At 53.4% G+C, this 12,054-nt stretch carries 9 protein-coding genes; 4 read left to right on the forward strand and 5 right to left on the reverse strand.

Features of this window, described 5'->3' with window-relative positions:
* Positions 1–28 precede the first annotated feature (28 nt).
* Positions 29–2,449, forward strand: a complete 2,421-nt coding sequence (gene plsB / locus G4551_RS22080; protein ID WP_003841366.1) for a glycerol-3-phosphate 1-O-acyltransferase PlsB — start codon at positions 29–31, stop codon at positions 2,447–2,449.
* Between the two features lie 54 nt (positions 2,450–2,503).
* Here the strand turns inward: plsB and ubiA are convergent, their stop codons facing one another.
* The 5 genes from ubiA to malK all read right to left on the reverse strand — a co-directional run bounded on the left by ubiA (position 2,504) and on the right by malK (position 7,672).
* On the reverse strand, positions 2,504–3,376 hold the full coding sequence (gene ubiA, locus G4551_RS22085; RefSeq protein ID WP_003841368.1) for a 4-hydroxybenzoate octaprenyltransferase: 873 nt from the start codon (positions 3,374–3,376) through the stop codon (positions 2,504–2,506).
* Between the two features lie 13 nt (positions 3,377–3,389).
* Positions 3,390–3,887, reverse strand: coding sequence for a chorismate lyase (gene ubiC, locus G4551_RS22090; protein WP_003841370.1), 498 nt, complete (start codon positions 3,885–3,887; stop codon positions 3,390–3,392).
* 180 nt (positions 3,888–4,067) lie between these two features.
* Positions 4,068–5,015 carry a maltose operon protein MalM gene (gene malM / locus G4551_RS22095; RefSeq protein ID WP_003841372.1) on the reverse strand — a complete coding sequence of 316 codons (948 nt, stop codon included), beginning with the start codon at positions 5,013–5,015 and terminating at the stop codon, positions 4,068–4,070.
* A 113-nt stretch (positions 5,016–5,128) separates the two neighbouring features.
* Complete coding sequence (locus tag G4551_RS22100; protein WP_003031683.1) at positions 5,129–6,484, reverse strand: maltoporin; 1,356 nt, start codon at positions 6,482–6,484, stop codon at positions 5,129–5,131.
* Between the two features lie 78 nt (positions 6,485–6,562).
* Positions 6,563–7,672 carry a maltose/maltodextrin ABC transporter ATP-binding protein MalK gene (malK, locus tag G4551_RS22105; RefSeq protein WP_003841375.1) on the reverse strand — a complete coding sequence of 370 codons (1,110 nt, stop codon included), beginning with the start codon at positions 7,670–7,672 and terminating at the stop codon, positions 6,563–6,565.
* Between the two features lie 360 nt (positions 7,673–8,032).
* On the opposite strand from malK, the gene malE reads away from it, so the two are divergent.
* The 3 genes from malE (at position 8,033) to malG (ending at position 11,804) form a co-directional block, all read left to right on the forward strand.
* Positions 8,033–9,223 carry a maltose/maltodextrin ABC transporter substrate-binding protein MalE gene (malE, locus tag G4551_RS22110; RefSeq protein WP_003031680.1) on the forward strand — a complete coding sequence of 397 codons (1,191 nt, stop codon included), beginning with the start codon at positions 8,033–8,035 and terminating at the stop codon, positions 9,221–9,223.
* A 131-nt stretch (positions 9,224–9,354) separates the two neighbouring features.
* On the forward strand, positions 9,355–10,899 hold the full coding sequence (gene malF / locus G4551_RS22115) for a maltose ABC transporter permease MalF (RefSeq protein ID WP_003841377.1): 1,545 nt from the start codon (positions 9,355–9,357) through the stop codon (positions 10,897–10,899).
* A 14-nt stretch (positions 10,900–10,913) separates the two neighbouring features.
* Positions 10,914–11,804 (forward strand): maltose ABC transporter permease MalG, encoded by an 891-nt coding sequence (malG, locus tag G4551_RS22120; protein ID WP_003031677.1) that lies wholly within the window; start codon positions 10,914–10,916, stop codon positions 11,802–11,804.
* The last annotated feature ends 250 nt before the right edge of the window (positions 11,805–12,054 follow it).

A 12,054-nucleotide genomic window follows, 5' to 3' on the forward strand; every position in this document is an offset into this window, starting at 1 on the left:
ATTATTAACCAGAGGCTTTACATCGTTTATGTCCGGCTGGCCACGAATTTACTACAAATTACTGAATTTACCATTAAGCGTCCTGGTAAAAAGCAAGTCTATTCCGGCAGAACCTGCCCCGGAATTGGGACTCGATACGTCTCGTCCCATTATGTACGTCCTACCGTACAATTCAAAAGCAGACTTGCTGACGCTGCGTGCCCAATGTCTGGTGCACGATCTCCCCGATCCCCTGGAACCGCTGGAGATAGACGGGACTTTACTGCCGCGCTACGTGTTTATTCACGGCGGCCCGCGTGTGTTCACCTATTACACGCCAAAAGAAGAGTCCATCAAGCTGTTCCATAACTATCTCGACTTACATCGCAGCAATCCAGACCTGGATGTGCAGATGGTGCCGGTTTCGGTGATGTTTGGCCGTGCGCCAGGGCGTGAAAAAGGTGAAGTTAATCCGCCGTTACGTATGCTAAACGGCGTACAGAAATTCTTTGCGGTTTCATGGCTGGGTCGCGACAGTTTTGTCCGCTTCTCCCCGTCGGTCTCTCTGCGTCGTATGGCGGATGAACACGGTACGGATAAGATCATTGCCCAGAAGCTGGCACGCGTGGCGCGTATGCACTTTGCTCGCCAGCGTCTGGCCGCTGTCGGCCCGCGCCTCCCTGCCCGCCAGGATCTGTTTAATAAACTGTTAGCTTCAAAAGCGATCGCTCGCGCGGTAGAAGATGAAGCGCGCAGTAAAAAAATCTCCCACGAAAAAGCGCAGCAAAATGCCATTGCGCTGATGGAAGAGATTGCCGCCAACTTCTCCTACGAAATGATCCGTTTGACGGACCGTATCCTGGGCTTTACCTGGAACCGTCTGTATCAGGGGATTAACGTTCATAATGCGGAGCGTGTACGCCAGTTGGCGCACGATGGGCATGAAATCGTGTACGTTCCGTGCCACCGCAGCCATATGGACTATATGCTGCTGTCGTACGTTCTGTACCACCAGGGTCTGGTTCCGCCGCACATCGCAGCCGGTATCAACCTGAATTTCTGGCCAGCGGGTCCGATTTTCCGTCGTCTGGGCGCATTCTTTATTCGTCGTACCTTCAAGGGCAACAAGCTCTACTCCACCGTATTCCGCGAATATCTGGGCGAGTTGTTCAGCCGCGGCTACTCGGTTGAGTACTTTGTCGAGGGTGGACGTTCACGTACTGGTCGTTTGCTCGACCCTAAAACCGGCACCCTGTCGATGACTATTCAGGCGATGCTGCGCGGCGGTACGCGTCCTATTACTCTCGTACCGATCTACATCGGCTACGAGCACGTAATGGAAGTGGGCACCTACGCCAAAGAGCTGCGTGGCGCGACGAAAGAGAAAGAAAGTCTGCCACAAATGCTGCGTGGCTTAAGCAAGCTGCGCAACCTGGGTCAGGGCTACGTCAACTTTGGTGAACCAATGCCATTGATGACTTACCTCAACCAGCATGTGCCAGAATGGCGTGAATCTATCGATCCTATCGAGTCTATCCGTCCGGCCTGGCTGACGCCGACGGTGAATAACATTGCCGCCGATCTGATGGTGCGCATTAACAACGCTGGCGCGGCCAACGCCATGAACCTGTGTTGTACCGCGCTGTTGGCTTCCCGCCAGCGCTCTCTGACCCGTGAACAGTTAACCGAGCAGCTCGACTGCTACCTGAGCCTGCTGCGCAACGTGCCGTACGCGGCGGACTCAACCGTTCCTGCGCAAAGTGCCAGTGAACTGATCGACCACGCCTTGCAGATGAACAAGTTTGAGGTCGAGAAAGACACCATCGGTGACATCATTATTCTGCCGCGCGAGCAGGCGGTCTTGATGACGTACTACCGCAATAACATTGCGCATATGCTGGTTCTGCCTTCGTTGATGGCAGCCATTGTGACTCAGCATCGTCGTATTTCACGCGTCGCGCTACAGCAGCATATTGATGCGTTGTACCCGATGCTGAAAGCCGAGTTGTTCCTGCGCTGGGAGCGCGATGAGCTTGCCGGGGTGATTGACGAACTGGCCAGCGAAATGCAGCGCCAGGGGCTGATTACTCTACAGGATGGCGAGCTGCATATTAATCCTGCCCGCTCCCGTACGCTGCAGCTGTTGGCTGCGGGTGCTCGCGAGACGTTGCAACGCTACGCCATCACCTTCTGGCTACTGAGCGCCAACCCGTCGATCAACCGTGGCACGCTGGAGAAAGAGAGCCGCACCGTGGCACAACGCCTCTCAGTGCTGCACGGCATTAACGCGCCGGAATTCTTCGATAAAGCGGTGTTCAGCTCTCTGGTGCTGACGCTGCGTGACGAGGGATTCATCAGCGATACCGGGGATGCCGAGCCGGAAGAGACGATGAAGATCTATCAGATGCTGGCCGAACTGGTGACGTCGGATGTCCGTCTGACCATCGAGAGTGCCACACAGGGCGAGTAAGCATTAAAAAACCGGTCGAAATGACCGGTTTTTATTTTGCAGGCTAAGCCAAACTCAAAAGTGCCAGTAGCTCATCGCCAGTCCTAAGAACAGTACCAGGCCTACATAGTTATTGTTCATAAACGCTTTAAAACAGGCATCACGTTCACGATTAACAATCAGCTTCTGCTGATACGCAAACAGCGCGCCCGCCACCAGCAGAGACCAGTAATAGCCCATCCCCAACCCGTTTAACCACCCCACCAGCGCCATCAGCGCCAGCACACCGACCTGCAGAATACCAATAATGAGTTTGTCGTTCTGGCCGAACAGGATCGCGGTCGATTTAATGCCAATCTTCAGGTCATCATCCCGATCAACCATCGCATACTGTGTATCATAGGCCACCGCCCAGAGAATGTTGGCGAGGAACATCAGCCAGCAGCTCAGTGGTACAGACTCGCTCACGGCGGCAAACGCCATCGGTATAGACCAGCCAAACGCCGCGCCCAGCACCACCTGCGGCAGATGCGTGTAGCGTTTCATGAAGGGATAGACCCACGCCAGCGCTAGCGCCGCAACGGACAACAAAATGGTCATCGTGTTGAGCGTCAAAACCAGCAGGAAGGCGAGCAACACCAATACGACGAACAGCGTTCGGGCTTCTTTTTCGGTGACAGCACCGCTCGGCAGCGGTCGATTCGCGGTGCGTTTAACGTGTCCGTCAAACTTCCTGTCGGCATAATCATTTACCACACATCCAGCGGCGCGCATTAACCAAACGCCGGCGACAAATACCGCCAGGATCCACAGTTGCGGCATGCCTGGGGTCGCCACCCACAATGCCCATAGCGTTGGCCAGAGCAGCAGTAAGGCGCCGATCGGCTTATCCGTACGCATCAAGCGGTGAAACGCCAGCAGCTTATTCTGCGTCAGACTCCACTCCATCTTTATCTTCCTCTTAGTACAACGGCGATGCAGGCAGAAAAAGCTCGGTAAGCATCAGCGGCTTACCGCTCAGCCGTAGGCGGGAACGACGCCCCCATAGCGCTGCATCGCGGCCAATCTCAATAAAATCTCGGGTCAATGTCGATGACGTAAACAGGTAGCGTCCGAGCGGGGTTTTCCCCAGGTTCTGTAAGGCCAGTTCTGGGCCGCACAAGGTTGATTCAGGCACCACGGTCCGTCCGGCAAGCCAGGGTTCACCATCCGCACATAACAGGATTTCACGTAACCAATAGCGAGACTCTTTAGGCAGCAGCATCAGTTCTTCAGCCACCTCATTTTGCCCAACAAATCCTTCGCGAAGTAACGTGACGGTAACCTTTTTCCCCTGCAGCTCAAAACGTTTGGTCATGGAATCTTCCAGTAACAACCAGTCGAGCAGTTGGGGGTCCAGCGCCGGGATCGCATCAAAATAACGCAGCGCACGCAGTTGCGTTAACGCAGGGTGTGGCATGCCTTACTCTCCGATTTATAACCTGAAGGCATTGTATCGCAGAAAATGCATTACGGGGTGAGCAAACACAATTAAGTGATCGTCAGAGCAACATAAGTGTAACAATTAGCACCGAAGGATAAAAAAAGGTGCGCCAGGAGACGCACCAGTTGTTGCAAAATCAGCACTGCGGGGAGACGTTTACCCCTTGCCTTTTACACTGCTGATAAAGGTGGATCGGGCAGATTTGGATCCCAGACGTTCAGCTTCATCAAGCAGCTTCAGCGCTTTATCGACATCGCCTTTCGCCACGGCATCCTTAATGCCCTGGTTAAAATAACTTTCCGTGTCATTTAACATCGGCTCACTTTTCTTCACCGGTTGTGGCGCTGGAGCAGCAACGGCTGCCGCCGGAGCCGCATAAGTAACTGCAGGCGCTGCGGTATTACCCACCGTGACAGGGCCAGGGCCGGATGAGCCAAACAGCGGCCCTACCAGCACGCTGGAGGAGGAACTGGTTTTGACTTTCAGCTTCAGCAGACCGTCGGTGGTATGACGGGCGATCGGGTCAGGAATATCCGGAACAGCGTTACCTACACCCTTGGCATAGGCTTTTGCCGGGTCAAGCAGGGTCGTGGTCTGCTGGAGATCTTTATCTGTGGTAAAGACCAGAACATAGAGCTTTTGCTGGCCCAGCGCTGGCGTCAGACGCATTACGCCTTCCAGACGATCGGCACTCATCACGCCGGGTTCCTGGTAGGTGAAATAGCTGCTGGGGAAGAACGCAGATGGCGTCATGTTCTGATCAAGAATTAAAACGTTTGGTGCAAATACACTGGTTTGTTTGTTGACTTCACTGGTCAGCGTCAGAGTTAACTCACCAATATTCGCGGGTACGCTGTACGCAGCGACTGGGCCAGTAATACCAGCAACATCCAGACGCTGACCCGCTGTCGCTAGCTGTGTCGACTGGGTTTTGGATTGATCAACCGGCGTCCAGGTTAACTGTTGTAGCGCAGCAGTGGGAATAGCTGGAGCCGCGGTGGTGTTCTGCGGAACAATATTTACATCGGCCAGGCTGATGCCAGGCGCGCTGGCAAATAACCCTGCAGATAAACAAAGGGCAACGAGACTTTTCTTCATTTTCATTGTTATCACCTCAGATAGCATGGGTTCAGCGGTGGCCAGGCAATAGCGCGCTAAACCGTAATCAAGAGGGGCTGGCGCCCCTCTTTCGGTCTTTACGTCAGGTTAGTGCTGAATTACCACCAGATTTCCATCTGGGCACCGAAGGACCACTCATCGCTGTCGCCACGGCTGGTTGTGCTGATACCAGAGTTGGTTGCAGCGGCGTATTTGGTTACGTCGTTACCATTTTTAACGTAGCCCCACTCTTCATCCCATTTGGCATAGGTTGCAAAGACACGAATTGCCGGGCGGGACCAGATGCTGTCGCCAGCCTGCCACTGTTGCGCCAGGGTGATTTTGTACTGGCTGTTGCGATCGCCAGTTTGCTGAGATTTGACGTTGTCGTAACCGACTTCCAGCAGGGTGCTCATGATCGGTGTCCATTTGTACATCGGACGGATACCGACGGTGTACCATTCGGTCCCCAGGTCGTTATCCATGTCGAGGTTCTGGTACATACCGACGTACATCAGATCCCATTTGTCGCCAAGGGAGATTGCACCGTGGTCAAGTACGCGGAACAGGCTACCGTTGTTATTAATAACGTTATTGGCGTAATTCGTTTTACTACCGTCTGGGTTAGTAACGGTGAAGGAGGATGAACCGTAAGACCCTTGGTTCAGACCTTTACCCTGAGTGGTCATAGAATCTGTCGCGTACTGAACAACAAACTTGTTGTAGCCCTTCAGCATGCTCTGGGTATGTTCAGCGGTGAACATCCAACCATCTTTAGATGCGCCGTCTGCCAGGTGGTAATCATCGGTGGTATTCGCACGGCCATAGTCAACGCCCAATTCCAACATCCCATCCGGGTTAGTTGCCAACTGTGCTAAACGAACGTCAAATACGTCGTTGGCGGTGTCTTTGGTACGATCATAGATATTCTGGCTGCTGAAAGCATATGAACCACCCGCTTCCTGTGAACGGCTCGCGGCCAGAGACAGTTTACCGAAGCCCAGATCGATGTTTTCAATACCAGCACCAGGACCTGAAATATCCCAGTAGTAGAAGTCGATCATGTGAACATCATGACGCTGATAGAAGCGCTTACCTGCCCAGATAGTGGAGCCTGGCAGCCATTCAATCAGGTTTTTACCCTGCACGTTGGCTTCACGGAAGGCCGGGTCAGTCCCTTCCCAGTCATTCTGCTGTGCGACGGAATAGGCAACGTTAGTGTCGAAGTAGAAGCTCTTATCGCCCTCTTTCCACACTTCCTGACCTAATTTAATTTCCGCATAGGTTTCACATTCGTTACCAAGACGGTATTTACTTTGGGCGCCGGTTGCCTGGAAACACTGTTGTTCACCGCCGCTACCCGTCCAGCCAATACCGGAACGTGCATAGCCATGGAAATCCACAGCCATTGCCTGAACAGACATAATGCCTGCCGCCACAGCAACCGCCAGAGGGAGTTTGCGCAGAGTAATCATCGTTCTATCTCCTGAGATCATTGCTTTTCTTTAAACGCTTCACCTTGACGGTTTTGCGCTTTTTTTTAATGGGATACCTTAAACACCCGGCTCTTGATGCAACCGACGACATGCACTGCCATCCTCACGGAACAGATGGCAACGCTCTGGCGGCAGGCCGATAGCGAATGTGGCACCCTCTTCTACCAACACCACGTCGTTCTGGCGGTAAACCAGGTTTTGACGGATGGCGGGGATCTGGATATGAATTTGTGTTTCGTGACCAAGCTGCTCGACCACCTGCACTTCACCTTCGAGGGTGACATCGGCGATATCGCTGGGCAGCAGATGTTCCGGGCGGATACCTAAAGACATGTTGGCACCAACCTGCACCGCATGGCTGTCTACCGGGAGCCATATTTGCTGGCGGTTAGGCAGTTCAACCTGCACCTGATCGATGGCCGTCCCGGTGACTTTCACCGGCAGGAAGTTCATCTTCGGCGAGCCAATAAACCCGGCAACAAAGCGGTCAGCCGGGTAGTGGTATAGCTCCAGCGGTTTACCGACCTGCGCTACGCGACCGGCATCCAGCACCACAATTTTGTCAGCCAGGGTCATCGCTTCGACCTGATCGTGGGTGACGTAAATCATCGTGCGACCAAGACGTTTATGCAGGCGGGAGATTTCAATACGCATCTGGACGCGCAGCGCGGCGTCGAGGTTTGACAGCGGTTCGTCCAGCAGGAATACACGCGGTTCGGCGACCAGCGTACGGCCAATCGCCACACGCTGACGTTGTCCGCCGGAAAGCGCTTTTGGTTTACGCTCCAGCAGGTGTGCCAGTTGCAGAACTTCCGCAACCTGGTTCACACGTTGGTTCATCACCTCTTTTTTCGCCCCGGCCAGTTTGAGGCCGAATGACATGTTTTCCGCGACAGATAAATGGGGGTATAACGCGTAGGACTGAAAGACCATACCCACACCGCGTTCGGCGGGCGGAATGTCGTTCATCCGGGTCCCCCCGATAAACAAGTCACCACTGGTGATGGTTTCAAGCCCGGCGATCATACGCAGCAAGGTCGACTTACCGCAGCCTGACGGTCCGACAAACACCACGAATTCCCCTTCGTGAATGTCGAGATTGATATCTTTCGATACCACCACGTCACCCCAGGCTTTTGTTACATTTCGCAGCTGTACGCTCGCCATGCCCTTCTCCCTTCGTTACAACCTGTCATCGACAGCAACATTCATGATGGGCTGACTATGCGCGATCACTTGACTGCGTGAATCCTCCACCCCCCGGCTTTTTTATGGGGGAGGAGGCGGGAGGATGAGAGAGCAGCGTCTGAGACCCGGGCTACCTGCCTCAGAGGAATTTCGTGATGCAGCCTGCAAAAATCGGTGGGTTTTTATGTGCGCCAGTACGCAATACTCACATTTATGTAACACAGATCACATAAAGAGCGGGTGGGGCGTAGGGGTAAGGAGGATGGAAAGAGGTTGTCGTATAAAGAAACTAGTAACCGTTAAGCCACCTCTGCAAAATCACCAAACAGGATGGGAACTATGAAAATCAAAACTGGCGCACGCATCCTCGCATTGTCTGCATTAACGACGATGATGTTTTCCGCCTCGGCTCTCGCCAAGATTGAAGAAGGTAAGCTGGTTATCTGGATTAACGGCGACAAAGGCTATAACGGCCTCGCTGAAGTGGGCAAAAAATTCGAGAAAGACACCGGGATCAAAGTCACTATTGAGCACCCGGACAAACTGGAAGAGAAATTCCCGCAGGTTGCCGCGACCGGCGACGGCCCGGACATCATCTTCTGGGCTCATGACCGTTTTGGCGGTTACGCTCAGTCTGGCCTGCTGGCTGAAATCACGCCTGACAAAGCGTTCCAGGACAAACTCTATCCGTTCACCTGGGATGCCGTACGCTATAACGGCAAACTGATTGCCTACCCGATCGCGGTTGAAGCGCTGTCGCTGATTTACAACAAAGACCTCGTGCCAAACCCACCGAAAACCTGGGAAGAAATTCCTGCACTGGATAAAGAACTGAAGGCGAAAGGTAAATCCGCGCTGATGTTCAACCTGCAAGAGCCGTACTTCACCTGGCCGCTGATTGCCGCCGACGGCGGTTACGCATTCAAGTTTGAAAACGGCAAGTACGATGTGAAAGACGTGGGCGTGGATAACGCCGGCGCGAAAGCGGGTCTGACCTTCCTGGTTGACCTGATCAAGAACAAACACATGAACGCGGATACCGATTACTCCATCGCCGAAGCGGCCTTTAACAAAGGTGATACCGCGATGACCATCAACGGTCCGTGGGCGTGGTCCAATATCGACAAGAGCAAAATCAACTACGGCGTCACGCTGCTGCCAACCTTCAAAGGCAAAGCGTCTAAACCATTTGTTGGCGTTCTGAGCGCCGGTATCAACGCCGCCAGCCCGAACAAAGAACTGGCGAAAGAGTTCCTCGAAAACTACCTGCTGACCGATCAGGGTCTGGATGAAGTGAACAAGGACAAGCCGCTGGGCGCCGTTGCGCTGAAATCCTTCCAGGATCAGTTAGCAAAAGACCCACGCATTGCCGCCACCATGGATAACGCCCAGAAAGGCGAAATCATGCCGAACATCCCACAGATGTCCGCATTCTGGTATGCCGTTCGTACCGCAGTGATCAACGCAGCCAGCGGCCGTCAGACCGTCGATGCCGCGCTGAAAGATGCACAAGGTCGTATCACCAAGTAATGCTGTAGCACACGTGCCGGATGGCGGCATAAATGCCTTATCCGGCCTACAACACACCGTAGGCCTGATAAGCGCAGCGCCATCAGGCACGCTGACCAACAGGTTTTCATTGTTGTTGAGGATTGAACCCCATGGATGTCATTAAAAAGAAACACTGGTGGCAAAGCGACACGCTGAAATGGTCAGTGATGGGTCTGCTTGGGCTGCTGGTCGGTTACCTTGTTGTTTTGATGTACGCTCAGGGGGAGTACCTGTTTGCCATCATGACGCTGATTTTAAGCTCTGCTGGCCTGTATATTTTCGCTAACCGTAAAGCCTATGCCTGGCGCTATGTTTACCCGGGCGTTGCCGGTATGGGGCTGTTTGTCCTGTTTCCGCTGATTTGTACGATCGCCATTGCCTTTACCAACTACAGCAGTACCAACCAACTGACCTTTGAACGTGCTCAGGAAGTCCTGATGGATCGTTCGTATCAGGCTGGGAAAACCTACAACTTTGGCCTGTATCCGGCGGGTGATGAGTGGCAACTGGCTCTCACCGACGGTGAAACCGGCAAGAATTATCTCTCCGACGCCTTTAAATTTGGCGGCGAACAGAAACTGCAGTTGAAAGAAGCCGAAGCGCTGCCAGCGGGCGAGCGTGCAACGCTGCGTATCATCACGCAAAATCGCCAGGCATTAACCCAATTGACCGCCATCCTGCCGGATGAAAGCAAAGTGATTATGAGTTCACTGCGCCAGTTTTCCGGCACGCAGCCACTTTATACGCTCGCTGATGACGGTACGCTCACCAACAGCCAGAGCGGCGTAAAATACCGCGCCAATAACGATATTGGTTATTATCAGGCGATTAACGCTGACGGTAACTGGGGTAGCGAAAAACTCAGTCCAGGCTATACCGTTGCCATCGGCTGGGATAACTTCACTCGCGTGTTTACCGACGAAGGCATCCAGAAACCGTTCTTCGCCATCTTTGTCTGGACGGTGGTCTTCTCCGTTCTGACGGTGATCCTCACCGTTGCTGTGGGGATGGTGCTGGCCTGTCTCGTACAGTGGGAGTCTCTCAAAGGCAAAGCGATTTACCGTGTCCTGTTGATTCTTCCGTATGCCGTACCGTCGTTTATCTCGATTCTGATTTTCAAGGGCTTATTCAACCAGAGCTTTGGTGAAATCAACATGATGCTGAGCGCACTGTTTGGCATCAAACCGGCCTGGTTCAGCGACCCAACCACCGCGCGTTCGATGATTATTATCGTCAACACCTGGCTCGGTTATCCATACATGATGATCCTGTGCATGGGTCTGCTGAAAGCGATTCCTGACGATCTGTATGAAGCCTCGGCGATGGATGGTGCAGGTCCGTTCCAGAACTTCTTTAAGATAACGCTACCGCTGCTGATTAAGCCGCTGACACCGCTGATGATCGCCAGCTTCGCCTTTAACTTTAACAACTTCGTGCTGATTCAGCTGTTGACCAACGGTGGCCCGGACCGACTCGGCACCACCACGCCAGCCGGTTATACCGACCTGCTCGTGAGCTACACCTACCGTATCGCCTTTGAAGGCGGCGGTGGTCAGGACTTCGGTCTGGCGGCGGCGATCGCCACGCTGATCTTCCTGCTGGTGGGTGCGCTGGCGATTGTGAACCTGAAAGCCACACGTATGAAGTTTGATTAAGGGAGACAACGAACATGGCTATGGTACAACCCAAATCTCAGAAACTGCGTCTCTTAACAACGCACCTGCTGCTGCTGATTTTCATCGCGGCGATCATGTTCCCGTTGCTGATGGTTATCGCTATCTCGCTGCGCGAAGGTAACTTTGCCACCGGCAGTTTGATCCCGGAAAACATCTCCTGGGAACACTGGAAACTGGCACTGGGCTTTAGCGTTGAACACGCGGATGGCCGCGTGACGCCACCGCCATTCCCGGTATTGTTATGGCTGTGGAACTCGGTGAAAGTGGCCAGCATTACCGCGATCGGTATCGTGACGCTTTCCACCACCTGTGCTTACGCCTTTGCGCGTATGCGTTTCCCGGGCAAAGCAACCCTGCTGAAAGGGATGCTGATTTTCCAGATGTTCCCGGCGGTGCTGTCTCTGGTCGCGTTGTATGCTTTGTTTGACCGCCTGGGTCAGTACATTCCGTTTATCGGCCTGAACACGCACGGCGGCGTGATCTTCGCCTATCTTGGCGGTATTGCGCTGCATGTATGGACGATTAAGGGTTATTTCGAAACCATCGACGGTTCGCTGGAAGAAGCGGCCGCGCTGGATGGCGCAACGCCGTGGCAGGCATTCCGCCTGGTGCTGCTACCACTTTCCGTTCCGATTCTGGCGGTCGTGTTTATTTTGTCTTTCATTGCCGCTATTACCGAAGTACCGGTCGCGTCACTGCTGCTGCGTGATGTGAACAGCTATACCCTCGCGGTAGGTATGCAGCAGTACCTCAATCCACAGAACTATTTGTGGGGCGACTTTGCCGCCGCAGCTGTACTTTCAGCCATTCCGATCACTCTGGTGTTCTTGCTGGCGCAGCGCTGGCTGGTCAACGGACTGACGGCAGGTGGTGTGAAAGGTTAAGTTTTACCGAAGTAACTGCCCGGCAACGGGCAATGCCACTGCAACCCTCAACTTATGTTATCCCAACCTGTGACTGTTATTCGGCGCTCTACGGAGCGCCCTTTTTTTATGTTATTTTGTATTACGCTTACGATTATTTCCTTTCGTGCTCCCCGTCACTGCAATTCTATTTTTCACCCGAGCGCAATAAAATTAAACAGAATTAAGATCACAGAAAAGACAAAACGTAATTGCAATGTAAAAAATGATA

Origin of the sequence: Citrobacter freundii ATCC 8090 = MTCC 1658 = NBRC 12681 (assembly GCF_011064845.1) — a bacterium.
Classification (GTDB): Bacteria; Pseudomonadota; Gammaproteobacteria; order Enterobacterales; family Enterobacteriaceae; genus Citrobacter; species Citrobacter freundii.

What these genes read in the sequence shown, in the direction of transcription:
- G4551_RS22100 (WP_003031683.1), bottom strand. Translation starts at nt 6,484, where the DNA reads ATGATTACTCTGCGCAAACTCCCTCTGGCGGTTGCTGTGGCGGCAGGC.
- malM (WP_003841372.1), bottom strand. Translation starts at nt 5,015, where the DNA reads ATGAAAATGAAGAAAAGTCTCGTTGCCCTTTGTTTATCTGCAGGGTTA.
- plsB (WP_003841366.1), top strand. Translation starts at nt 29, where the DNA reads ATGTCCGGCTGGCCACGAATTTACTACAAATTACTGAATTTACCATTA.
- ubiA (WP_003841368.1), bottom strand. Translation starts at nt 3,376, where the DNA reads ATGGAGTGGAGTCTGACGCAGAATAAGCTGCTGGCGTTTCACCGCTTG.
- malE (WP_003031680.1), top strand. Translation starts at nt 8,033, where the DNA reads ATGAAAATCAAAACTGGCGCACGCATCCTCGCATTGTCTGCATTAACG.
- malG (WP_003031677.1), top strand. Translation starts at nt 10,914, where the DNA reads ATGGCTATGGTACAACCCAAATCTCAGAAACTGCGTCTCTTAACAACG.
- ubiC (WP_003841370.1), bottom strand. Translation starts at nt 3,887, where the DNA reads ATGCCACACCCTGCGTTAACGCAACTGCGTGCGCTGCGTTATTTTGAT.
- malF (WP_003841377.1), top strand. Translation starts at nt 9,355, where the DNA reads ATGGATGTCATTAAAAAGAAACACTGGTGGCAAAGCGACACGCTGAAA.
- malK (WP_003841375.1), bottom strand. Translation starts at nt 7,672, where the DNA reads ATGGCGAGCGTACAGCTGCGAAATGTAACAAAAGCCTGGGGTGACGTG.